At 76.0% G+C, this 233-nt stretch carries 1 protein-coding gene; it reads right to left on the bottom strand.

Annotation, left to right across the window (positions count from 1 at the left end):
• A partial coding sequence (locus KVS67_RS13410) for a DUF1445 domain-containing protein (RefSeq protein ID WP_217565588.1) occupies positions 1 to 233 on the bottom strand: 233 nt, incomplete at both ends.

Raw genomic sequence — 233 nt, forward strand, 5'->3', positions numbered from 1 at the left:
CGGAGGGCGCGGGACCTGGATCATCCGGTCCGGGAGGACCGTGATGAGCAGGTGCCCGGGCGCGTACGTGATGGCCAGCGGCGGGCGGGACTCCATGATCCCCGCCTGCGGCGTCACCCCGCACGCCCAGAACACGGGCAGGTGGCCCTGCGGGACCTCGACGGCGCCGCCGAAGTCCGGTGCCGCCAGGTCCGTGATCCCGAGGCCGGCCGGGTCGCCCACGTGCACGGGCG

The organism is Micrococcus sp. GbtcB5, from assembly GCF_019091605.1.
In the GTDB taxonomy this organism is placed as follows: domain Bacteria; phylum Actinomycetota; class Actinomycetes; order Actinomycetales; family Micrococcaceae; genus Micrococcus; species Micrococcus luteus.